Consider the following 21,003-nt stretch of genomic DNA (forward strand, 5'->3'; position numbering starts at 1 on the left):
TGATCGCAACGGCGAGCGCCGGCGCAAGCACGCCCCTCACGCTGCCGGCGGTGAAGATCGCGCTGTTGAAGCAGTGGTACGGCATCGCCGAAAGCGAAGCCGCTTTCGCCGTTCTCGATCGGCTTTCGTTTCGCGTTTTCGTCGGCTACAACGACGACGGCACGCCCGCCGATGCGGCCATCGTGCAGGAGCTGCAGCAAGGCGCCGGGTCGCGCCACCCTGCGATGGAAGAGCTGCTCAACGCAGTCGACGAGCAGTTGCGCGAGCTCGGCTACGCCGTGCGCGGCGGGCAGCTGCGCGAGCCGTCGATCGCGCCGTGCACCGAGTCGAGCGAGGAAGCCCCGCACGCTGGTGCAACCTCGCTGTTTCGCCCGGGCGAGTTGGGACGCATGGTCGAGGCGGTGACGGCGAAGGCGCATTCGCAAGGTACGCCATCCAGCGGGAAGCAGGAGCGCCTGGCTCCGTCCAGGGAGCCCGCCACGGCTCTGGGCGGTGCGCCGAGCATGCTGGAGGAGGATCCGGTTCGGGCCGTGCTCGAGTGGCCGTGGGGCCAGAAAAGCGAGTTGAGCGCGCACCTCAATATCGGTCGCGACTACGCTTTCTCGCCCTTGGCGCGCGAGCTCACGCCCTACACCCACGTGTCTCGAAAGCACGCCGAGCTGCTCGTTTATGGCGATGGCGTATGGGTGCGCGACCTAGGCTCTCGAAACGGTACGTACGTCAATAACGAAGAAGTCCCCAAGGGTCAGGCCTATCTGATCGACGCCGACTCGATCATTCGCTTCGGCCCGCTCCTGGCCGTCTCCCTCAAGGTCATGGCGTAAGCGGGTAGACCGCGCGCTCGAAGCTCTCCCCTCTCCCTTCGGGAGAGGGGCTGGGGGTGAGGGAAGTTGTGCGACGAAGCGTAATTTTCCCTCACCCTCGATCCCTCTCCCAAAGGGAGAGGGAAGACAAGCAACCCATTCTTACTGTGCTGACGCCAGCGCCGACAACATCATATCGTTGAGATCCGCAGGCAGCGGCAGCGCCCGCGCGCGCAGCTGCTGCGATAGCGCCTGCTGGTACTCGGGGGCGAGAGTGCGATAGTTGCGTGCGAAACGTTGGGCGAGCGCCTGCTTGTCCTCGGGCGAGAGGCGTTCGAGCTGCTGGTGCGCGAAGCTCACCTGGCGCGCAACGCCCACGAACTGCGCCAGTATGGCGTCGCGATAGGGCGCATTCGCCGGGTCGGAAAGCGCCTTGTCCAGTCCGGCGAGGAGCTCGGCGCGCTGGGCGGAGCTCAGATAGCCGAAGCTTTCGTCCACCAGGGCGCGCAGATCGGCTGCGTCCATGTGCGCCGGCGCTTTCGGCAACGGTGCGGGGGCAACAACGATCGCGGCCGGCGCCGGCTTGGCGGCATTCGCCTCGATCGCCGACTCGATCAGATTCTTGGCGAAGCCCAGCATGAACATCAGCAGCGGATCGGCGGCCGCCGCCGGCGCGGCTGGGAATGCAAGTACGAGAACGAGCATCAGCACGAGCACGGGGCGCGAAAGCCGTGCTCCGCTGCGGGTCGATATGGGCGCCACGATCGCCTCCCTGCGACACCTGGGGGCAAAAGTCTAGCGCCTTCTCGCGAGCGATGCCAGCCGCTCGGGCGCGGAATAGAGGCATCATTCCGGCTGTCATTCGCGGCAGCAGGTTCTATTGGTTGCGTCCGGCGCCCGTCAACGATCGGGTGCGAGCAGGAAATCGCGGACGGCTTCGATCTGATCCTCGGCCATCAGGGCCGGCGCATGACCGATGCCCGCAAGCTCGATGAGCCGGGCGCGCGGGCCGCGCCGGGTCATTTCCTGCGCGGTGGCAGGCGACAGCACGTCGGACTCCATTCCGCGTACGGCGAGCACTGGGCAATCGATGCGCTCCCACAGCGCCCATAGATCGATGTCCTGCAGCCGCTGTGTCGCAAGCGCGGTAGCGATGCCCGGATCGTAGCTCATGACGAAGCTTCCGTCCGCCTCCCGGCGCATGTTGTGCTCGGTCAAGTGCCGCCACTGCGCACCGGTGAGCGGGCCGAACGGGGCGGACACGATCCGCACGTAGCGCTCGGCTTCGTCCAGGCTCGCGAACCGCGGCGCGTTGCCGACGTAGAGCGCGATGCGCGCGAGCGCCGCCTTGGGAACGAACGGGCCGATGTCGTTCAACACCATGCGGCGAATCGGATGGCCCGGCTGCGCGGCGAGCAACATGCCGATCAGACCGCCCATCGATGTGCCCACCCAGTCGATGCGGGCATCGGGTTGCAGGTGCTCGGTGGCGCGCGCGATCAACGCGGTCATGTCCGCGAGATACTGCGGGTACGCGTAGTCCTCCTTGCGCGCCAGCCAGGCGCTTTGGCCGCGTCCCACCACATCGGGGCAGATCACGCGGCAGCGCGATTGCAGCGCTTGCGCCAGGCTGTCGAAGTCGCGCGCGTTGCGCGTCAGCCCGTGCACGCAGACGACCACGTGCGGCGAGCGCGCATCGCCCCACTCGGTGTAGCTCAAGCGATGGAAGCCGCTGGGCGAAAGGCCGAGCAGGTACTTGCGAGACAAGGGCACGTGGAGATTTCCGCCAGGGCGTGCGCGTATGCGCGAGGCCCAATGATCGCGCGATTCGACCTGCGCTTCAAACGCAGCCGAGCCCGGCCATGTCCATGTGGCCCAGGCTGATCCGTGGAGGTTTGGCCACACCGCCGCCCGTGGTCGTTGTCGCGGGAATAAAGCCGTTGTGGCTCGTGTATATCGGCCGAGAATCGAAGCCGGTGCACGGCTCGCGCGAACGCATGGGGGAAGATCGCCTTGAGCCGGAATGGGCGGATTAGGGGAGCGCCATGTCTTGATCGCAGGATCGCGATCGCCGCACCGAACGGGCGCCGGCGATGAGCCGTTTCGACGCGCTCATCGGCGCGCACATCCCGCATCTGCGCCGTTATGCCCGGGCGCTGACCGGCGATGTGACCCGGGCGGACGACCTGGTGCAGGACACGCTGGAACGAGCCTGGATCAAGTTTCATCTCTGGCAGCCGGCGTTGGATCTGCGGCCCTGGCTTTTCACCATCATGCACAATCTCTACGTCAATCAGGTGCGCGCCAGGGTTCGCCGCGAACGGATCGCGGCGAGCGACGGCGAAGCCGAGCTGCTGGGCGCGCGCCCCAATCAGACCGACATGCTGGAAGTCTCCGAAGTACTCGCCTGCCTGGATCGCTTGCCGCCCGAGCAGCGCGAAGTGCTGTTGCTCGTTTCGCTGGAAAGCCTCAACTACACGCAGGTCGGAAAGATACTGGGCATTCCGGTCGGCACGGTCACCTCGCGTCTTGCCCGGGCGCGGACGCGGTTGCGCGCCTTGCTCAAGGGCGGCGCCGGCGCGGGCGACCTGAAGGTGATCAAATGACGGTCGAGACGATGCGCGAAGACGATCTGCACGCCTATATCGACCGTGAGCTCGATGCCGGCCGATCGCAGCAGATCGAGGCCTGGCTCGAGCAGCAAGCCGATGTCGCGCGTGCCGTGCAGGCGTATCGCAGCCAGGGCGCGCTGCTGCATACGGCGTTCGATTCCGTTCTGACCGAGCCGTTGCCGGCGCGTCTCATGTCTCCCGCGCGCCGGCGCCGGCCGTTGTGGCGCGTGGCGAGCGCGATGTCGTGGCTCATCTTCGGCACACTGCTTGGCTGGACGCTGCACGGAATGCGCGAGCCCGCGCCGGCGCCGGGATTGCCGCAGCATGCGGCGGTTGCCCATGCGGCGTTCGTCAGCGAAGTGCGCCACCCGGTCGAGGTGCGCGCCAGCGAGGAGAAGCACCTGGTCGGGTGGCTCTCGAAGCGCCTTGGCACGCTGATTCGCGCGCCCAAGCTCTCGGCGCACGGATTCGAGCTTCTCGGCGGCAGACTCCTGCCCGAATCGGCGCGCCCCGGCGCCCAACTCATGTACCAGGACGCGGCGGGCCGTCGCCTCACGCTCTACCTGAGCGCAGATGTCGCCGCTCGCGACAGCGCATTCCGCACGCACGACAGTGCATTCCGCACGCGCGACAGCGCATTTCGCACGCGCGACAGCGCATTTCGCACGCGCGACAGCGCATTTCGCACGCGCGACAGCGCATTTCGTTATGTCCGTGAAGGCGCGGTGCACGTGTTCTACTGGACCGATCGCAGCCTCGGTTACGCGCTATCGGGCGAGCTGGATAAGGCCGAGATGCTGACTCTGGCGCGCACGATCTACCAGCAGATGAACCCATGAGAAGCCTTATGCGGCTGTTGTGTTTTACGCTCGCCGGATGCACCATCGGCGCGCGCTTTCGTGCTGTTCCATCAACGTAGAGAAGGAGTTCAGAATGAGAAGGAGCTGCGTAGTCGCGGTCGTCATCGCCGCGGTCGGAATCGGGAGCGCGCTCGAGGTGGCCGCGCAACAACGAAAGCCCGAAGACAACATCAAGATGCGCCAGGCCGCGTTCACGGTGATGAGCTGGAATTTCGGCGTGCTCGCGGCGATGGCGAAGGGGCAGAGACCCTACGATCAGGCGGAAGCGGTCAAGCGCGCCGAAACGGTCGCGTTAGCGAGCCATTTGCCGTTCGAGGGATTCCCCAAGGGAAGCGAATCCGGTCTCGATACGCGCGCGCTGCCCGAGGTCTGGAGCGATCCGGACAAGTTCAAGTCAAACCAGGAACGGCTGCAATCGGAGACCGCCAAGCTGGTCCAGGCCGCCAAGAGCGGCGATCCCGGGCAGCTCAAGTCCCAGGTCGGTGCGACGGCGAAGGCCTGCTCGAACTGCCACGACGATTTCCGCCGCAAGAAGTAATCGTTCTCCGCAGCGAGCGGCACGGCCGCTCGCTTGCCCAAGCGGGTATCCAAGGCGGGCGCCCAGGCGCTTCCCCAGGCGATAATCTGCGGCTCAGCTGGCAGCCGCACGTCGCCCGCGCGGGCAAGGCCCTTCCGCCTGCCTTCTCCGCTCGCTTTGCGGCGACCGAATTCCCTGCGCCGCATGCGCGGGTAGCCTCGGAACACAAGGTTACCGCAGGGTTGCGAGCGCCAATTTGTTGATCGCAGGCGACAAAGCCGGTACCCTAATTCGCTTTTGTCAGGCACAAGGAGACCGTCATGCCCGATGTCGGCAACGAACTGTCGAAGGACAAGCTGGTGCAGGATTTCAAGCTGGTGATCGCCGATGCGGAAGAGCTCCTGCGGGCGACCGCGGCCCAGGCGGGCGAAAAAGTGACGGCCGCGCGCGAGCGCATTCAGGACCGGATCCACACGGCCAAGATACGGGTAGCCGAGGCCGAAGAGGCCGTGATGGTGAGAACGCGCGAGGCGGCACGCGTGACCGACGAATTCGTGCATGACAAGCCCTGGTATGCGGTCGGCATCGCGGCCGGCGTGGGCCTCATCATCGGCATGCTGATCGGGCGCCGCTGATCGTGATGGAGCGCGAGTCGGGTGGGGAGCATGCGTCTTCCCCGGGCATCCTCGCTTCGGTGCGGGGACTGACCGCGACCGCGCTCGCCATTGCCCAGGCGCGCCTGCAGCTTCTCTCCAACGAGCTACAGGAGCAGGGCGTTCGCGGGCTGCAGATGCTCGCCCTGGGTGCGATCGCGCTGTTCTGCGCCGCCACCGGGGTGCTGTTGTTGACGGTGTGGATCGTCATCGCGCTGTGGGATCAATACCGCCTGCTGACGATCGGCGTCCTGGCTTTGATCTACTTTGCCGGTTGCGCCGCGGCACTGCGCGTGCTCAAGATCAAGGCCGTCGAACGGCCGAAGCTATTCGCGGCAAGCCTGGCCGAGCTGCAGCGCGACCGCGATCTGTTGCGGCCATGATGGCGCGCTCGCTCACCCGGGTGCTGGTCGAGCGCGAGCGGCTGCGCGGCCGCATCGAAGGGCAGCGGCGTGAGGTTGCGCGCTATGGGGAGGGACTGGCGAGACCCGCATCGATCATCGATCGGGTCATCCAGGCCGGCCGCTTCCTGCGCGCGCACCCCGTCGTCGTGGCTGCGGCCGGTGTCGCGGTATTCGCCCTGCGAGGCCGCACGATGCTCGGCCTGGCTACCCGCGGCTTCGCCGTCTGGCGGCTCGCGCGGCGCGCGCACGCGCTCCTGCGTTCCGCCGGCTACTGAGCGCTTCCCATGGCACGCGCATTGGTCCGCCGGATCGGGTCGAAAAGCGTCGCGGTCTTGCGCTCGGCACAGGAGCTGACGGCGCGCGAGAAACGCCATCTGCTGAACGAGATCCTGCAGGTGCGCGGGCTCATGCCGCTGCTGATGAAGCAGCGCAACAAGGGGCGCTGGAGCGCGGAGGACCGCGCCGAGCTGCGCGTGCACCTGCGCCGCCTGTCCAACCTGAGCCCCTACCTGGTCGTGCTCGCGTTGCCGGGATCGTTCGTCCTGCTGCCCGCCCTGGCGTGGTGGCTGGATCGGCGCCGCATGCGAAGCCAGCGCCGGCAAGGCGTCGAGACCAAGGTCTGAGCGGGCGCCGCCGCTTCGCCATGGCCCTCGCCGAAGACGCCTGGTTCGAGACCCAGTACAACGCGCGGGCCGCGGTGCCTGAGCATGCGGAGATCTTCGCGTCCTACCAGGAGCGTTCGCGCCGCGCGCGCTTGAACCGCCCCTGCTACCTCGAGCGCGCATATGGCGATGGTCTGCTCGAAACCCTCGATGTCTTTCCCGCATCCGGCGCGTCCCGCGCAGTGGTGACGTTCATCCACGGCGGCTACTGGCGCTCGCGCGACAAGGCAGACTTTTCCTTTCTGGCCGACACGCTTTGTCCGGCCGGATTCACCCTCGCCGTGCCGAACTATGCGCTGTGCCCGCAGGTAAGCATCGAGCACATCGTGCGCCAGATGCTGAAGGCACACGCCTGGGTGTATCGCAACATCGCTGCCTACGGCGGCATGCGGGAAAAGCTGCTCGCCAGCGGCCACTCGGCGGGAGCTCATCTCGCCGCCATGATGGCCGCATGCGATTGGCATCGATACGAGCCCGATCTGCCGCCTGACCTGGTGCAGGGGGCGCTCGCGGTGAGCGGTATCTACGACTTGATGCCGCTGCGCCGCACGTCGATGAACGAGGATTTGCGCCTGGACGAGAACGCCGCGCGGGTAGCGAGCCCCGTGACCTATCGACCCTCCCGCTGCGTGGCGATCACCGCGGCGGTCGGCGCGCGCGAGTCGAGCGAGTTTCGGCGCCAGAACGGGTTGCTCGCCGAGCACTGGCCGCACTGCCGCTGCGAGACGCTGGAGCTCGCCGATGCCGATCATTTCACGATACTGCAGCACCTGGCTCGGCCGGACGGCGAACTGTTTCAGGCGCTCGAGCGGCTTGCAGGCGGCCTCGAGTGATCGGCGCTTGCCGCGAGGCCCCGGGCCGCGCCTCGGGCTGACAACCGGGGCGGAATTTGTTAACGTGAATCGAGCCAATGCACGCGCTGCGGCCGACCGTTGCGATGGCGACAGTTCGGCGGTTCGCATCGGCCGGGCGTGGCGAGGAGTCCCATCTGGGTGCGATCACTTTGACATGGGCACAGGTCGCGGTCGTTGCGCTGTTGGCGATCGGCTTGTATGTGGTGGAACTGCTTGCCTTCATGCGAGCGGCACGCCGGCAGGCCGAGCAGGAGCGGCGCACGCGCGAGCGGTTGGATGCTCAGGCGGAGGAAATGGCGAGCCTGCGCGCACGCATCGACGATCTCGATGCGACCATCGACGGCCTGCGTCGCGCGCCGCAATCTTCCGGGCAATATCGCGAGGCCGTGGAGATGGCCGAGCGCGGCTCGGACGCCGCGACGGTGGCCGACAGCTGCGGCATATCGCGCGCCGAAGCGGATTTGATCGTGGCGCTCTACCGGTCGCGGGCAGCCTGATGCTGCCCCCGCCCACGACCCTACCCAGGAACCTGCCCGCATCAGCGGGCACGCGACGTTCCCCTCTCCCTTTGGGAGAGGGGTTGGGGGTGAGGGAAGAGACGCCACGACAAGGCTCCAGGGCGCAAGCCGCGACGTATGCGTCGTGGCGTCTCTCCCGATCATGAGCGAGGGCGATTCGACCCCGGAACAGTCATTGGCGCTGCGGCGAGGCCTTTCGATTCGTATCGGCATCGCACTGGCCGTGCTGGCGGGGGTTGCGATTCTCGCCGTGGTCGCGCTCACGCGCTCCGGAACCGGCTCGGGCGGCGCACCGGCGGCGGGCGCAACCGCGCCGATCGCGACCGCGCCGATCGCACTGCCGCAGCAGCCGGAGCCGTCCGCGCCTGCTCCCGTCAGCGAGGCAGCGCAGGTGCCTGCAATCGAAGCGGCCGGCGCAACGCCTGCTAGCGAGCTCGAAGAAGCGGTTTCCGCGCCTGCGCCCCAAGCCGACAACAATGCCGATGGCACCGGACAGGCTCCGAGCGCACCGATGAAAACGACAGAACAGGCGAGCGCGACGAGCGCTGACAAGGGCGCCGCAGCCGGTACGCCGGAGCCCGCGATCGAAGCGAAGGCGGCGTCGAAGTCAGCGCAGGCCGATGCGAAGACAGTGCAGACGGATGTGAAGACGGCGCAGACGGATACGAAGTCAGCGCAGGCGGATGCGAAGCCGACGGCTTCCGGCTCTGCGCCCAAGCCGCAGCCCACGAACAAGCCGGTGCGCGGCCCGCGCCTGCAGGCGGGCGTTTTCCTGCAGGCCACGAACGCACAGGCCTTCAAGGCAAACCTCGAGGCGCAGGGTTTCCCGGTCTACATCGAATCCCGCGTGCATATCGGCCCGTTTCGAGACCGCAAGGAAGCAGAGCGGGCGCGCGAAAAGCTGCGCGAGCTGGGCGTGACTACCGTACTGATCGTGCAATAGCGCGACGCGGCGCGACCGCGGGGTGCCCGGCTGCCGGCGGCGTATCTGCGACTTCGGCGCGAGCTGCACTTGCCGCGGCGAATACCTTGCCCACAAGGATGAGCGCCGGTCCGCCGCCGAGCTGCGCGGCCATTTCGACCAGGTCGGCGAGGCGCCCGCGCAGCGCATGCGCATGCGGCAGCGAAACCGATTCGCAGATCGCGACCGGCGTGTTCGCGTCATAGCCTTGCTCGAGCAGTGTCTGCCGTATGCGCTGGGCCTGGCCGGCGCCCATGTAGATCGCGGTCGTGTCCGCCGGCGAAAGCGCCGCGCTCCAGTCGTGATCGGGACTGCCGGAGCCTGCCCGCGGCGTGACCAGCGTGAGACTGCGGCTCAGGCCGCGCCGAGTGAGCGAGACGCGCAACTGCGCCGCGGCCGCCAAGGCGGCGGTAACGCCGGGCACCACCTCGACTGCGATGCCGGCAGCCGTCAAGGCGTCGATTTCTTCCTGGCTGCGGCCGAACACCATCGGATCGCCGCCCTTGAGGCGAACGACCACGCGGTGCTTGCGGGCCGCATCGATCAGGCGCTTGTTGATGAAGTGCTGTGCCGCCGAGTGGTGCCCGCAACGCTTGCCGACCGGCACTTTCTCGGCGCGCGCCGCCAGGGCGATCGTTGCCGGATGCACCAGGGCATCGTGAAAGACGATGTCGGCCTGCTCGAGCAGCCGCGCGGCGCGCACGGTGAGAAGATCCGGAGCGCCCGGTCCGGCGCCGACGAGGTAAACGGTTCCAAGCACCGTCACGCGACCGCCTCCGAACCGACAGCGAGGCGCGAACGCCAAGGCTCTAGCGGCCTGGCGGCAGTTCGCTTTGCGGTCGATCCCCGCAAGCGGGGCCCCTCGCCCGGTAAGCTCGCAACGACCCCCCTCGCCCGGGAAGCGAACGACGACCGCCCCTCGCCCGGGAAGCTCATGCCACCCGCCGGCGAAACAAGGGAATCGGTTGATCGACCGCGGCCTGGTAAGTTTCGCTGAAATCCTCGAATGCGCGCAGAGCGTTCTCGACATCCTGATCGGCGCGCAACTCGAATGCGTCGAACCCCACGCGCTTCATGTAGAACAATTGGTCGCGCAGCACGTCGCCGATCGCGCGCAGCTCGCCCCGATAGCCGTAGCGTTGCCGCAGGAGGCGTGCAATCGAGTAACCGCGGCCATCGTTGAAGCGCGCGAACTGGATCGCGACGACCGGGATGCGTTCGAAATCCGCCGCCAGCGCGGTCGGATCGTCGCTGCCTTGCAGAACGACGCCGAACGAGCCGCGCACCGCGTCGCGGCGTTCCTGCGGCTGCTCGAGCCACAGCGCGAGCGGAATCAGTACGCCCGGGCTCTGCGTGTCCCGCTCGCCGCCTTGCCAGGCTTCCAGCGCAGCGGCATCAAGCAGCCGCCAGGTCTCGGTGGCTGCGTGCCCGTGCCGAATGAGGCTTGCCATAGACGTATTCCTTGAACGGGTCGGCGCCGATGCGCCGCACGGTGTCGATGAAGCGTTCGGCATCGCTGTCGCGGTGCGCGAGGTAGCACTCGATCAGGCACTCGATCACACCACCCACTTCATCGATGCCGAACGCGGGACCGATGACCTTGCCGAGCGCGGCCTGCGGACCTTGCGAGCCGCCGATCGAGACCTGGTAGTACTCGCTCCCGTGCTTGTCCACGCCCAGGATGCCGATGTGGCCGATGTGGTGGTGGCCGCACGAATTCATGCAGCCCGAGATGTTGAGGTCGATCTCGCCGATGTCGAACAGATAGTCCAGGTCGTCGAAGCGGCGCTGAACGTCTTGCGCGATCGGGATCGAGCGCGCGTTCGCCAGCGAGCAGAAGTCGCCGCCAGGGCAGGCGATGATGTTGGTGAGCATGCCAATGTTCGGCGTGGCGAGCCCGGCCGCGCGTGCTTCCTGCCACAGGGCGTGCAGCGCCGAGCGCTCTACGTTGGCCAGCACCAGGTTCTGCTCGTGCGTGACGCGCAGCTCGCCGAAGCTGTAGCGATCGGCGAGGTCGGCGATGGTCTCCATCGCCTCGGCGGTGACGTCGCCGGGCGGGACTCCGGTCTTCTTCAGCGACAGCGTGACTGCGGCATAGCCGGCGACGCGGTGCGGGTGGACGTTGCGACCGTACCAGGTGGCAAAAGCGCGCGAGGCCGCCAACTGCCGATCGAGCTCGTCGCAGCGCTCGGGCAGCTTGCGATAGCCGGGTTGCGTGAAGCGCCCGCCGATGCGCTCGATCTCCTGTTCGGTGAGCGTGGCGGGCTCGTCCTTGCCCCAGGCGGCCCATTCCTGCTCGACCTCGTCGCGGAACGCATCGATGCCGCGGTCCTTGACCAGGATCTTGATGCGCGCCTTCCAGATGTTGTCGCGCCGGCCGTAGCGGTTGTAGACCCGCAATATGGCTTCGAGGTAGGTGAGCAGGTGCGGCCAGGGCAGGAACTCGCGGATGACCTGGCCGATGATCGGTGTGCGGCCAAGCCCCCCGCCGACCAGGACGCGAAAACCGATTGCGCCGTCGTCGGCGCGCACGGCGTGCAAGCCGATGTCGTGGATCTGTACCGCGGCGCGGTCCGCCGGCGAGCCACTCACCCCGATCTTGAACTTGCGCGGCAGGTAGGCGAACTCGGGGTGGAAGGTGGCCCATTGCCGCAGCACTTCGCACCAGACCAGGGGATCGACCACCTCGTCGGGCGCGATGCCGGCGAAATGATCCGTGGTGATGTTGCGGATGCAGTTGCCGCTGGTCTGAATCGCGTGCATCTGCACGCTGGCCAGCTCCGCCAGGATATCGGGAACCTGTTCGAGCCTGGGCCAGTTGAGCTGCAGGTTCATCCGGGTGCTGAAGTGCCCATAGCCCCGGTCGTAGCTGCGAGCGATGTGGGCGAGCTTGCGCAATTGCCGGCTGGCGAGCATCCCGTACGGGACGGAGATCCGCAGCATTGGCGCATGTCGCTGAATGTAAAGACCGTTCTGCAGCCGCAATGGCTTGAATTCGTCCTCCGAGAGCGCGCCGGCAAGGAAGCGCCGGGTCTGATCGCGAAACTGCGCAACTCGCTCGTCCACGAGGCGTTGATCGATGGCGTCGTACCGGTACATGCAGCAGTCCCCGCAAAAAGTGCCCGGGAGGATAGTCTCCGCGCCTTATGTGCAGAACGAATTTGTTATTCTTTGCTTAGAACCAAATAGCATTAAGAGGCCAGGATGAACCTGCAGCAGCTGCGTTATGTGCGCGAAACGATCCGCGCGGGGCTCAGCCTCACAACTGCAGCCGAACGGCTGCATACCTCGCAGCCTGGCATTTCGCGCCAGATTCGCCAGCTGGAGGACGAGTTGGGGATTGATTTTTTCGTGCGGCGCGGCAAACGGGTGACCGCCCTCACCGAGGCGGGTCGGGCGCTCGCCCAGATCGTCGAGCGAGTGCTGGAGGAAACGGAGAACCTGCGCCGGGCCGCCGCCGAATTTCACGATCAGGAGGCCGGTGCGCTCACCATTGCGGTCACGCATACGCAGGCGCGCTACGCGCTGCCCGGCGTCGTGGCCGAGTTCAAGCGCCGCTACCCGCGGGTGCATCTGAGCCTGCTGCAGGGCAACCCGCCGCAGGTCGCCGAAATGACACTCGCGGGTACGGCCGATGTCGGCATCGCAACCGAAGCGCTGGCGAATTATCCGCGCCTGCTCGCTTTGCCGGGATACACCTGGCAGCACGCGCTGATCGTGCCGGCGGCTCATCCCTTGAGCGTCGAGCGCCGCGTGTCGCTTGAGGCGCTCGCTCGCTATCCGCTCATTACCTACGATTCCGCCTTCGCCGGGCGCACGCACATCGACGAGGCGTTCGCCGCTCGCGGGCTCAAGCCGGATATCGTGCTGGCCGCCATCGATTCCGATGTCATCAAGACCTACGTCGAGCTGGGGCTGGGCGTGGGCATCATCGCCGCCATGGCGTTCGATTCCCGGCGCGACGGGGATCTGCGCATGCTCGATGCGAGCCACCTGTTCCGAACCAACACGACCCGCATCGCCTTGTTGCGCGGGCGGCGGCTGCGCCAGTTCACCTATGCCTTCATCGAGCTGTTCGCACCGAGCCTTTCCCGCGCCCTGGTGGAGAAGGCGATGGCCGGGAGCAGGGATTCCTACGAGCTGTAGCTGGCGGTAAAGATTTCGCCGGCGCCGCCGATATGGGTTCGAATCGGCAACGAACGAGCCCACGGTGCCACGCCAGCCGAAAGCGGGAACACGACCCGAAATTCCCCGGGTCATTGCATTGATCGTCGCCGCGATCGGCGTCGCGATCACGATCGCCGTGGTCGTGGGCGTGAAAGCCTCCGTCGAGCGGCGCATCGTCGCGCGTTTCAACGAGGTTGCAACCGCTCGCGCCGAACGCTTGCAATACGAGATCGAGCGCTATCACGACGACCTGTTCACCGTCGCAGGACATCTGGACACGGCCGACTCGATCGATCGCGAGGCCTTCGAGCGCCTGGCGCGCCGCGGCACGGCGCTGCCCAATCTGCGCACGCTCATGTGGTTCGACGCCTCGGTCATCGATGCATCCGGCCGGGCGCCGTCCGCTCCCGAGCGGCGCGGCGCATCGCCTGGCTTGGATGCGAATCCGCGCTACATCGCCCACTTTGCCGGCGCCGCCGCGCCTGCGGAGAGGAATGTCGATGCAGCCGAGCGCGAAATCTTCGCCCGCGCCCATCAGCGCGGAAAGCCGCAGCTGACCGCGCCGATTCACACCGCCAATTTTCCGTACGAGCCGGCGTTGTACCAGGTGATCATCCCGGTGCCCCTGAGCCGCGGCCCGGCGGCCGAACCGCAACCGTTGCGCGGCTTTCTGGTCGCGGTCTACCGGGCGCAGACCGTCGTCGACAATGTAATGCGCAGCGCATCCAATGCGCTCGCCGTGCGTGTGACCGATCGCGCTGTCCCGCTCGGACGCAACCTGCTCGCAGTGCACGAGCGGCCCGCGGACACCCCCTTGCTGGGCAAAACGATGCGTACCTCGAGACTGGACATCGGCGGCCGCACCTGGGAGCTCGAATTTACGCCGACCGACGCCTTCATCGCCGCGAACCGCACCGACGAGCCGATGCTCGTGTTTCTGCTTGGCTGCGCGCTCACGGCCGCGGCCGCGATCGCAGCGCTGCTGTGGGCAAGCTGGCGGCGCGACATGTTGACCCTGGTCGCGCGGCGCACTGCCGAGCTCGCCGCTTCCGAAGCGCGCCAGCGCGCGGTCGTGGCCAACATGGCCGACGCGCTGGTCGTCACCGACACCCGCGGCATGATCGAATCGGTCAATGGCGCCGCACAGCGTCTGTTCGGCTGGGAAGCTTCGGAGCTCATCGGGCGCGAGGCTGCGTTGCTGGTTCCGCAGGTCCGCGCCATGCAGGCGGCAAGCGAAGCAGGCGACGCGGGCAGTCATCCCGAACAACCGGCTGCGAGTGTCGGCGAGTTGCACGGATTGCGCCGCGACGGCAGCGCGTTTCCGCTCGACATGGCATTGAGCGAGGTGCCTGAGCAGGACGGTATCCGGCGCATCGCGCTGATCCGCGACCTGTCGCGCGAGCGCCGGGCCGAACGGGCGATGAGCGCCTTCATCGCCGGCACCTCCAAGGCAACCGGGATGGCGCTGCTGCACGCGGCCACCTGCTCGCTCGCCCAGGCGCTCGGCGTTCGCTACGCCTTGATCGCGGAAGTCTGCGAGCAGCCACGGACGCTACGGATCGTTTCGCTCTGGTCGGGCAGCGGGCACGCGACCGAGCGCTGCTACGACATCGAAGGCGAACCGTGCGTCGAGGTGCTGGGCCGGCAGCTGTGTTGTCATGTCAGCGGCTTGCGCGAGAAGTTTCCCGGCTCGCGCCTGGCCGCCGAATTCCAGGCGCAATCCTATATCGGACACCCGCTGCAGAGCGCCGACGGCCGATCGCTCGGGATCGTCGCGCTGTACGGGCTCGGCCAGCTCGATCAGCCGGTGCTGGCAACCTCGTTGTTGTCCATGGCCGCCTCGCGCATTTCCGCCGAGATCGAGCGCCTGGAAAGCGACAAGGCGCTGCTCGGTTCGCGCGAGCGGCTCGAGCTCGCGGTCGAGGGCTCGCAACTCGCCCTTTGGGACCTCAACGTGGCAACCGGCGAGGTGTTCCTGTCCGAGCGCTGGTGCAGCATGATGGGGGAGCCCGCCGCGGCCACCCACACCTCGCTCGCGCAGCTCTTCGGCCGCGTGCACCCGGAAGACCGCGCCGCGGTGAACCACGCCTATCGGGCCGCATTGACCGGCAGTGCGCCGTTCTATGGCGTGACGCATCGCGTGCACCGCGCTGACGGGACACTGGTGTGGGTTCGAAGCCACGGCAAGGTCTCGCAGCGAGACGCCAACGGACGGTCGCTACGGCTGGTCGGGACCAACGCCGACGTGACCTGGGAGAAGACTGCGGAGGAGGAGGTCGCTCGGCGCGAGCGGGAGCTGCGCACGATCAGCGACAACGTTCCCGCCACGATCGTGCGGCTCGATCGGAACTTCCGTTTCCTGTACGCGAACCGGCGCTACGCCGTGATGGCCGGCACGGACGTTGACGCGCTTCCTGGAAAACGATTGATCGACGTCCTCGGCGAAGCGCAGTACCGCGCCATCGAGCCGCACTTCCGGCGTACGCTCGAAGGCGAGATGGTGACCTACGACCGGGAGATCGATATCGTCGGCGCTCAGCGCCGCTGGATGGAAGTCACGCTGATTCCGGACGTCAATGCAGAGTGGGAAGTGCAGGGCGTCTTCTGCATCGGACTGGACGTGACCGAACGCAAGGAGATCGAGCGGCGCATGGTGGAGGCGCGCGTGAACGCTGAAGCCGCGGCCCGGACCAAGAGCGAATTCCTCGCCACCATGAGCCACGAGATCAGGACGCCGATGAACGGCGTACTGGGCTTGGCCGGCCTGCTGCTCGATACGGAGCTCAGCGCCGAACAGCACAGCTACGTGCAGACGCTGCATGGCTCGGCCACCTCGCTCCTCGACATCCTGAACGACATCCTGGACATGTCCAAGATCGAGGCGGGCAAGCTCGCCTTAGAGCCGATCGCGTTCGAGCTCGCGGCCACCGTGGAGGACGTGGCGGCGCTGTGGGCGCCGAGAGCAGCGGCCAAATCGCTCGAGCTCGCGGTGCAGATCGATGCGAGCTGTCCGCGCTGCGTGATCGGCGATCCCGGCCGTATTCGCCAGGTTCTGGGCAATCTCCTCGGCAATGCGATCAAGTTCACCGGGAGCGGCCACGTGCTGCTGCGGGCGAGCGCCGCGGGCGAGAGCGCCGAGGACGCGCAGGTGCTGTTCGAAGTGGAGGACACCGGCGTCGGGATCGCAGCTGCGGATTGCCGGCGGCTGTTCGAGCCGTTCTCGCAAGCCGACACGTCGACCACGCGGCGCTTCGGCGGTACCGGGCTCGGTCTTGCCATCTGCCGGCGTCTGGTGCAGCTCATGAGCGGAGAAATCGGCGTCGAAAGCACGCCGGGCAAGGGTTCGCGCTTCTGGTTCAGCGCGAGCCTGCCCGCCGGCGCCGAGCAGCCGCCGCTGGAGCAGAGCGATCTCGACGGCAAGCGCGTGCTGGTGGTCGACGATCATCCGGTCAATCGCATGGTGCTGCGCAAGCAAATGCAGGCCTTCGGCATGCGCGTCACCGTCGCCGCCGACGCTGCGCAAGCCTGGGAGCGATTGCATGCCGCCGGCGCCGTCGAAGCGTTCGATGCCGTCGTCCTGGACCATCACATGCCCGGGACCGACGGTATCGAGCTGGGCCGGCGCATGCTCGCCGATCCGCGCTGGCGCACGCTTCCGATCGTGCTGCTCACCTCCGGCGGACACAAATACGACAGTGCGCGAGCCCGAGCGGTGGGGTTCGCCGGCTACCTGATCAAGCCCGCCCGTTCGTCGCTGTTGCGCAAGGTGCTCGAGGCTGCGGTCGCCGGCAGGCCGTTCGGTGAGATACTGCTGCGCCAGCGGGTGGAAGCACCCGCGGAGCGCTTCTCGGGGCGGATATTGCTGGTCGAGGACAACGAGGTGAACCGGCGTGTGGCGGTGGCGGTGCTGCGCAAGCTGGGGCTCGAGGTGGATGCGGTGGTGGATGGCGAAGAGGCGATCGAATGCGTGAATGCGATCGAATACGATCTCATCCTCACGGACATGCACATGCCGAGGATGGACGGGCTGGAGGCGGCTCGCGTCATCCGCGCCCGCGAAGCCGGCGGCGCGCGGCGCGTGCCCATCGTCGCAATGACGGCCAACGTCGTGGCCGAGGCGCGCAGCGCGTGCTTCGATGCGGGAATGGACGATTTCCTGCCCAAGCCGTTCCTGCGCGCCCAGCTCGTGAACGCCCTGAGCCGCTGGCTTCCGGTCGCAAGCGGGAAAGAGAGCGAACACGCCGCATTGTCGCTGGCTGCAGCCGTCCCGGTGACTGCAGCCGTCCCGGTGATGCTCCCCGTGCGGCGCGATGCGGGCGAAATGGCCCTCGACCGCGCGCGCCTGGATGCGCTGCGCGATGCGATCGGCGACGACTTCGTCGAGTTGATCACGGTGTTCCTCGAGTCGGCGGCCGAGGTTCTGGAGACTTTGCGCGATGCCTGCCGGCGCGGCGACGGCGACGGTGTGTACCGGCAGGCGCATACCTTGAAGTCGAGCGCGGCGAACGTGGGCGCGACGGCGCTGTCCGCGGTCGCGCGCCATCTCGAATCCGAGGCCAAGGCAGGCAGCTTGTCCGCAGCTGCCGCGGGCATCGACGAGATCGAACGCGAACTGGAGCGCGTGAAGCCGCTGCTGCTGCGGCTCGCCAACCGTGCTCGGGAAGGTGCGTGGGAAGATGCGCATGCCGTCGGTTGACCCCGTGACCGGAGGCGAGCGGGCGGTGCACGCACGCACCGCGCTGGTCGTCGACGACGACCCGAGCGCTCGGTTGCTGCTCGAGTCGCTGCTCGTGCGCTCCGGCTACCAGGTCGCGGTCGACGGCTTGGAGGCGGTCGCTCAATTCGCAGCGCACCGCGCCAGCATCGTCTTCATGGACATGCACATGCCGACGATGGACGGGCTCGAGGCCGCGAAGCGCATCAAGGCGCTCGCGGGATCCGAATTCGTGCCGGTGATCTTCGTCAGCGGCGCGGGCGATACGGCCGACCTGGTGCGCAGCATCGACGCGGGTGGAGACGACTTCCTGGTGAAGCCCGTCGACGAGCGCGCTGCACGCGGACCTCATGGCGACGGACAGCTTCAGCGCCGACATCTATCTCGCCGAGTACTGTCCATCGGGCGATCTCAACGTGCTGCTCGGCGACTTCACCGGCCACGAACTTGCGGCTGCATTGGCGGCAATGCCCACGGCGGAGATCTTCCGCTCGATGACCGCGAAGGGCTTTGCGCCCCAGCAGATTCTGCTGGAGATGAATCGCAAGCTCGCGGCGCAGCTCCCCACCGGCAAATTCCTCGCGGCCGTCTTCGTTCAGGTGAGCCGCTCGCTCGATCGCATCTGGGTCGCCAACTGCGGCATGCCGGATGTCCTCGTACTGGACGCCGATGGCATTCGGGAGCGCTTGCGCTCATCGAACCTGCCGTTGGGGATTCAGGCCGAGCTCGACCTGGCCGACTGCATGCGGCTGGTCGCGGTTGCGCCGAATAGCCGCGTGCTGCTTGCGAGCGACGGGGTGCACGAAGCCGTCAATGCGCACGGCGAACCGTTCGGACGCGCGCGGCTCGAACGCGCGGCTGCGGATGGTCCGAGCAACTCGGCGTCCGCACTCGGGGTCGCGCAGGCGCTGCACGCGTTCCGCGCCGGCGAGCCGATTTTCGACGACGCCAGCCTGGTCGAAATTCACCTGTCGCACGAGCTGTTCGATTCCAATCGCGCGCCAACGGGCATCAGCGCCGATTCGGGCGCGGTAGCGGACACGTGCGGGCAGTGGCGCATTTCGCTCGATCTGCACGCCGACGCATTACGCGTGAGCGACCCGGTTCCCATGCTGCTCACGCAGCTGCGGGAAATTCCCGGGCTGGACGAGCATCGCTCGGCGCTGTACACCGTGCTATCGGAGCTGTATTCGAATGCGCTCGAGCACGGCGTACTGCACCTGAGCTCGCAGTTGAAGGCGTTGCCGGACGGATTCGAGCGCTACGTCGCGGCGCGCGAGCGGCAGCTCGCATCGTTGTCGACCGGCTGGGTTCGCCTGAGCGCGGTGTGCGCGCAGTGGCGCGGCGGCGGTGAGCTCGCAATTCGCATCGAGGACAGCGGCGAGGGTTTCGACTGGCGCGCGCTGCCGCAGGAAGCGCCGAGCGACGTGCACGGGCGCGGGCTCAACCTGGTGCGCGGACTGTGCCGGACGCTCGATTTCGAAAACGACGGCAGCTGCGCTTGCGCGACTTACGCCTGGGGCGAACCCGGACGGTTCACGGCCTGAACCTTCCTTCAGCGGGCGAGCACCGCGCCGACCTCGGCGTCGGTCAGGAGCTTCCCGCTCACACCGTCCTCGCCCGGCTCGCGCACGTTGCGCTCGGCCACTTCGGCTACGCTGTGGCGCAGCGCGAGCTTGCGCGAGATCTGCTGTGCGCGTTCCACCAGCTCGTAGTACGGCAGCTCACGCTTGTCCGGCATCGCGATCACGATCTTGTTGCCGGAGCCGATCACGTCGACCACCAGCAGACCGTCGTAAACGGCGCGATAGGTCTTGATCATGGAATCGTACAAGCGATTCACCTGCCGGCCCCAGACGTTGCCGATCACCGCGCCCCGTGGCGTGACGATCTCGCGCACCGCGGTCAGGAACTCGCGCGTGGTGAGGTGGGGCGGAACGCTGTCGGTACCGAAGCCGTCGAGAAACACCAGATCGTAGCGTTGCCTGGCCTGCTCGACGAAGCGGCGGCCGTCCTCGACGTGCGCGCGCATGCGCTCGTCTTCGCGGAAGCCGAAGTGGCTCTTGGCGACGTCCACCACGCCCGGGTCGATGTCCACCACGTCGATTCTCATCTGCGGGAAGCGTTTGCGCAGGAAGCTCGGGATGGTGCCGCCGCCCAGCCCGATGACCAGCGCGCTGCGCGGCTCGTCCACGAACAGGAAACCGATCGGGATCATCACGCGCGCATACGGCAGCTCCAGATGATCGGGGTCGCCCAGTTTCACCACGCTCTGGCGCGCGCCGAAGCGCGCGAAGCGCAGGATGCGCAGCCCCTCGTCGTCCTCGCTCACGACAATGGTGTTGAACGGAGATTTCGTCTCCAGGATGATGCGTTCGGCTGCCAGCGCCGGGCCGAGGCCGAGACCGAGACCGAGCAGCCACGCCACCAGCAATGCGAGCAGCCACGTCGATCGTGCGCGCATGCTCGATCCTCCCATGTTGTTGCGTCAGCTTATGCGCGGCTGCGGCCGGACGCAATACGCCGGCCGCGCCGCGGGCGGCTATCCGCCCATCTGTTTCATCACCTGCTGCAGTTCTTCGCCCGACACGTCGCGGATGTGAGTCGCGACCGACCAGTGGTGGCCGAACGGGTCTTCCAGCTTGCCGTAGCGGTCGCCCCAGAACATGTCGGACGGCGGCGCCGTGACTCTCGCGCCCGCATCGACCGCGCGCTGCACGAATGCATCGACATCGTCGACGTACAAATGGAGGGTGACGGGCGAGCCCTTGAGTGTTTTCGGGCCGAGCGCGTCCCAGGCGGGGAATTCGTCCACGAGCATCACGGGAGAGTCGCCGATGCGAATCAGGGCGTGCATCAGCTTGCCATCCGGCCCGGGCAGACGGGCGAGCTCCTCGGCGCCGAACGCCTTCTTGTAGAACTCGATCGCGGCGCTTGCGCCGGCGCATACGAGATGGGGCGTCACAGAGTGCATTCCGTCCGGTATGGTGTTTACTCGCGACACGATCGGCCTCCTGGTCGTGGTGGGGAAACGGGCCGGGCGCATCGAGTCGATCTGACGACTGCGCCCGGTGCAATACTCCGAAGGGCATGTTGACCGTCGAAGTCCCCGCCCGGTTCCGGTCGTGCCGCCCCCGAAACCACACCACCCCGTCGGCTGCGCCGACACCCCTCCTCATGAGAGGAGGGGAAGCTGTAACCATTCCCCTCCTCATGAGCAGTATTAGCCCCGCAGGCGGGCAGGCGCGGCTAAGAAACCTGGTTGGGTTTCTTGAGAG

21 protein-coding genes and 1 pseudogene are annotated in these 21,003 nt (G+C 67.2%); 15 read left to right on the forward strand and 7 right to left on the reverse strand.

Annotated features, from left to right (window positions below):
• Nucleotides 1-824 (forward strand): FHA domain-containing protein (locus GEV05_23920; protein MPZ46377.1); only part of this gene is annotated, 824 nt, incomplete at its 5' end.
• Nucleotides 825-965: 141 nt separating this feature from the next.
• On the opposite strand, the gene GEV05_23925 is transcribed toward GEV05_23920, so the two are convergent.
• Both GEV05_23925 and GEV05_23930 read right to left on the reverse strand, forming a co-directional pair.
• Entirely contained in the window at nt 966-1,565 is a 600-nt protein-coding gene (locus tag GEV05_23925; protein ID MPZ46378.1) for a hypothetical protein, read from the reverse strand.
• A gap of 138 nt (nt 1,566-1,703) precedes the next feature.
• Nucleotides 1,704-2,576: an alpha/beta fold hydrolase gene (locus tag GEV05_23930; GenBank protein MPZ46379.1), complete on the reverse strand. Its 873-nt coding sequence runs from the start codon at nt 2,574-2,576 to the stop codon at nt 1,704-1,706.
• A 320-nt stretch (nt 2,577-2,896) separates the two neighbouring features.
• On the opposite strand from GEV05_23930, the gene GEV05_23935 reads away from it, so the two are divergent.
• From GEV05_23935 to GEV05_23980, 10 genes and pseudogenes are all read left to right on the forward strand, one after another.
• Nucleotides 2,897-3,409 (forward strand): sigma-70 family RNA polymerase sigma factor, encoded by a 513-nt coding sequence (locus GEV05_23935; GenBank protein MPZ46380.1) that lies wholly within the window; start codon nt 2,897-2,899, stop codon nt 3,407-3,409.
• Between the two features lie 579 nt (nt 3,410-3,988).
• Nucleotides 3,989-4,105: pseudogene (locus GEV05_23940) on the forward strand (low affinity iron permease family protein).
• A 243-nt stretch (nt 4,106-4,348) separates the two neighbouring features.
• Entirely contained in the window at nt 4,349-4,813 is a 465-nt protein-coding gene (locus GEV05_23945; protein MPZ46381.1) for a cytochrome c, read from the forward strand.
• Between the two features lie 299 nt (nt 4,814-5,112).
• Nucleotides 5,113-5,427: a DUF883 family protein gene (locus GEV05_23950; protein MPZ46382.1), complete on the forward strand. Its 315-nt coding sequence runs from the start codon at nt 5,113-5,115 to the stop codon at nt 5,425-5,427.
• Between the two features lie 2 nt (nt 5,428-5,429).
• Nucleotides 5,430-5,828 carry a phage holin family protein gene (locus GEV05_23955; GenBank protein ID MPZ46383.1) on the forward strand — a complete coding sequence of 133 codons (399 nt, stop codon included), beginning with the start codon at nt 5,430-5,432 and terminating at the stop codon, nt 5,826-5,828.
• Entirely contained in the window at nt 5,825-6,124 is a 300-nt protein-coding gene (locus GEV05_23960) for a hypothetical protein (GenBank protein MPZ46384.1), read from the forward strand. The genes GEV05_23955 and GEV05_23960 overlap by 4 nt, the downstream gene beginning before the upstream one ends.
• Before the next feature lie 9 nt (nt 6,125-6,133).
• The gene (locus GEV05_23965; protein MPZ46385.1) at nt 6,134-6,472 is read left to right on the forward strand and encodes a hypothetical protein; all 339 of its coding nucleotides are present in this window, start codon (nt 6,134-6,136) and stop codon (nt 6,470-6,472) included.
• A gap of 20 nt (nt 6,473-6,492) precedes the next feature.
• Nucleotides 6,493-7,344: an alpha/beta hydrolase fold domain-containing protein gene (locus tag GEV05_23970; protein MPZ46386.1), complete on the forward strand. Its 852-nt coding sequence runs from the start codon at nt 6,493-6,495 to the stop codon at nt 7,342-7,344.
• A gap of 77 nt (nt 7,345-7,421) precedes the next feature.
• On the forward strand, nt 7,422-7,862 hold the full coding sequence (locus GEV05_23975) for a DUF2802 domain-containing protein (GenBank protein MPZ46387.1): 441 nt from the start codon (nt 7,422-7,424) through the stop codon (nt 7,860-7,862).
• 163 nt (nt 7,863-8,025) lie between these two features.
• A complete protein-coding gene (locus tag GEV05_23980) occupies nt 8,026-8,826 on the forward strand; it encodes a hypothetical protein (protein MPZ46388.1) in 801 nt (266 codons plus the stop codon).
• Here the strand turns inward: GEV05_23980 and cobA are convergent.
• From cobA to GEV05_23995, 3 genes are read right to left on the reverse strand one after another with little or no spacing between them, the layout of a single operon-like run.
• Entirely contained in the window at nt 8,804-9,874 is a 1,071-nt protein-coding gene (gene cobA, locus GEV05_23985) for a uroporphyrinogen-III C-methyltransferase (protein ID MPZ46389.1), read from the reverse strand. The genes GEV05_23980 and cobA overlap by 23 nt on opposite strands.
• On the reverse strand, nt 9,777-10,295 hold the full coding sequence (locus GEV05_23990) for a DUF934 domain-containing protein (protein ID MPZ46390.1): 519 nt from the start codon (nt 10,293-10,295) through the stop codon (nt 9,777-9,779). The genes cobA and GEV05_23990 overlap by 98 nt, the downstream gene beginning before the upstream one ends.
• Complete coding sequence (locus GEV05_23995; protein MPZ46391.1) at nt 10,240-11,943, reverse strand: nitrite/sulfite reductase; 1,704 nt, start codon at nt 11,941-11,943, stop codon at nt 10,240-10,242. Before GEV05_23995 ends, GEV05_23990 begins: the two co-directional genes overlap by 56 nt.
• Nucleotides 11,944-12,048: 105 nt before the next feature.
• Here GEV05_23995 and GEV05_24000 point away from each other — a divergent pair, with 105 nt between their 5' ends.
• The 4 genes from GEV05_24000 (at nt 12,049) to GEV05_24015 (ending at nt 19,272) form a co-directional block, all read left to right on the forward strand.
• Nucleotides 12,049-12,990, forward strand: a complete 942-nt coding sequence (locus GEV05_24000) for a CysB family HTH-type transcriptional regulator (protein MPZ46392.1) — start codon at nt 12,049-12,051, stop codon at nt 12,988-12,990.
• Nucleotides 12,991-13,054: 64 nt separating this feature from the next.
• Complete coding sequence (locus tag GEV05_24005; protein ID MPZ46393.1) at nt 13,055-17,707, forward strand: response regulator; 4,653 nt, start codon at nt 13,055-13,057, stop codon at nt 17,705-17,707.
• A complete protein-coding gene (locus GEV05_24010; GenBank protein ID MPZ46394.1) occupies nt 17,688-18,497 on the forward strand; it encodes a response regulator in 810 nt (269 codons plus the stop codon). The genes GEV05_24005 and GEV05_24010 overlap by 20 nt, the downstream gene beginning before the upstream one ends.
• The gene (locus GEV05_24015) at nt 18,076-19,272 is read left to right on the forward strand and encodes a SpoIIE family protein phosphatase (GenBank protein ID MPZ46395.1); all 1,197 of its coding nucleotides are present in this window, start codon (nt 18,076-18,078) and stop codon (nt 19,270-19,272) included. The genes GEV05_24010 and GEV05_24015 overlap by 422 nt, the downstream gene beginning before the upstream one ends.
• A gap of 8 nt (nt 19,273-19,280) precedes the next feature.
• Here the strand turns inward: GEV05_24015 and GEV05_24020 are convergent, their stop codons facing one another.
• A complete protein-coding gene (locus tag GEV05_24020; GenBank protein MPZ46396.1) occupies nt 19,281-20,204 on the reverse strand; it encodes a methyltransferase domain-containing protein in 924 nt (307 codons plus the stop codon).
• A gap of 63 nt (nt 20,205-20,267) precedes the next feature.
• Nucleotides 20,268-20,771 (reverse strand): VOC family protein, encoded by a 504-nt coding sequence (locus GEV05_24025; GenBank protein ID MPZ46397.1) that lies wholly within the window; start codon nt 20,769-20,771, stop codon nt 20,268-20,270.
• Nucleotides 20,772-21,003 lie beyond the last annotated feature (232 nt).

The sequence above is a fragment of the Betaproteobacteria bacterium genome, assembly GCA_009377585.1.
Classification (GTDB): domain Bacteria; phylum Pseudomonadota; class Gammaproteobacteria; order Burkholderiales; family WYBJ01; genus WYBJ01.

Coding starts and splice junctions, on each gene's coding strand:
- GEV05_23935 (MPZ46380.1), top strand. CDS start 2,897: ATGAGCCGTTTCGACGCGCTCATCGGCGCGCACATCCCGCATCTGCGC.
- GEV05_23945 (MPZ46381.1), top strand. CDS start 4,349: ATGAGAAGGAGCTGCGTAGTCGCGGTCGTCATCGCCGCGGTCGGAATC.
- GEV05_23950 (MPZ46382.1), top strand. CDS start 5,113: ATGCCCGATGTCGGCAACGAACTGTCGAAGGACAAGCTGGTGCAGGAT.
- GEV05_23960 (MPZ46384.1), top strand. CDS start 5,825: ATGATGGCGCGCTCGCTCACCCGGGTGCTGGTCGAGCGCGAGCGGCTG.
- GEV05_23965 (MPZ46385.1), top strand. CDS start 6,134: ATGGCACGCGCATTGGTCCGCCGGATCGGGTCGAAAAGCGTCGCGGTC.
- GEV05_23970 (MPZ46386.1), top strand. CDS start 6,493: ATGGCCCTCGCCGAAGACGCCTGGTTCGAGACCCAGTACAACGCGCGG.
- GEV05_23975 (MPZ46387.1), top strand. CDS start 7,422: ATGCACGCGCTGCGGCCGACCGTTGCGATGGCGACAGTTCGGCGGTTC.
- GEV05_23980 (MPZ46388.1), top strand. CDS start 8,026: ATGAGCGAGGGCGATTCGACCCCGGAACAGTCATTGGCGCTGCGGCGA.
- cobA (MPZ46389.1), bottom strand. CDS start 9,874: ATGTCGAGAACGCTCTGCGCGCATTCGAGGATTTCAGCGAAACTTACC.
- GEV05_23990 (MPZ46390.1), bottom strand. CDS start 10,295: ATGGCAAGCCTCATTCGGCACGGGCACGCAGCCACCGAGACCTGGCGG.
- GEV05_23995 (MPZ46391.1), bottom strand. CDS start 11,943: ATGTACCGGTACGACGCCATCGATCAACGCCTCGTGGACGAGCGAGTT.
- GEV05_24000 (MPZ46392.1), top strand. CDS start 12,049: ATGAACCTGCAGCAGCTGCGTTATGTGCGCGAAACGATCCGCGCGGGG.
- GEV05_24010 (MPZ46394.1), top strand. CDS start 17,688: ATGCGCATGCCGTCGGTTGACCCCGTGACCGGAGGCGAGCGGGCGGTG.
- GEV05_24015 (MPZ46395.1), top strand. CDS start 18,076: ATGGCGACGGACAGCTTCAGCGCCGACATCTATCTCGCCGAGTACTGT.
- GEV05_24020 (MPZ46396.1), bottom strand. CDS start 20,204: ATGGGAGGATCGAGCATGCGCGCACGATCGACGTGGCTGCTCGCATTG.
- GEV05_24025 (MPZ46397.1), bottom strand. CDS start 20,771: ATGCGCCCGGCCCGTTTCCCCACCACGACCAGGAGGCCGATCGTGTCG.